The sequence below is a fragment of the Bacillus sp. mrc49 genome (assembly GCF_002803435.1).
The window spans coordinates 1-797 of the sequence record NZ_PHNG01000602.1 but is presented as its reverse complement, the minus strand read 5'-3'; the positions used below and the strand labels follow the sequence as shown (position 1 = coordinate 797).

The 797-nt window shown below is 40.0% G+C and carries 1 protein-coding gene; it reads left to right on the top strand.

The genetic code is table 11. The features are described from left to right. Positions 1–214: 214 nt before the first annotated feature. On the top strand, positions 215–797 hold a 583-nt coding region (locus tag CVN76_RS06320), incomplete at its 3' end, for an MFS transporter (protein ID WP_157805565.1).

Genomic DNA, 797 nt, shown 5'->3' with positions numbered 1-797 from the left:
GGGATTGACCTCCATTTATCATAATAAGGTTTGATACTTGAGGTAAACCTCGGAGCTAAGAAATACAGGGAGTGATTCCTTGTATTTCTTAGCATTTTTTTTTGAAAGTGGTTTTTCAGTTAAATGGATATCATATAGGGGAGACTTAAATACATTCAGTTTTTTAGAATTTTAGGGGAGTAAGATCATTGTGATTTATTATAGGGGTGTAATAATGAAAAAGTATAAAGCCGCATCTGGCATGTACATCAACTATTTTCTACTAGGGATGGTAAATATAATCCTTGCCTCAAACATGTCTTCGTTAACCGAGCAATGGAATACGGATTCCACAGGCATCAGTTATCTCATTGCCGCGATAGGGGTTGGGAGATTACTTACTTATGGGCTCTCGGGAGTGCTGTCAGATAAATTCGGCAGGAAGCCATTAATCATAACCTCTTCGTTCCTGATGGGAGTTTTTTTGCTTGGGATTCCGTTTTCCCCCACATACGAAATCGCGTTCGTGTTTGCGTTGCTGGCAGGAGTTTCCAACTCAGCCATGGATGCTGGTACATATCCGGCGTTAACGGAAATGTTTCCTGAATCGGCTGGGTCAGCGAGTGTCATGGTAAAGGCTTTTGGCTCACTTGGTGCCACGATATTGCCATTCATCATCTTGTTTCTATCCAACAATCATTTATTTTATGGCTTTGCCTTTTTAATTCCTGCTGCGATCTATTTCATTAACTTGCTTCTTATACTTTCAGCTTCATTTACGAAAAGTAAATCGGATGCTGCCAGTGATGAAGATGATT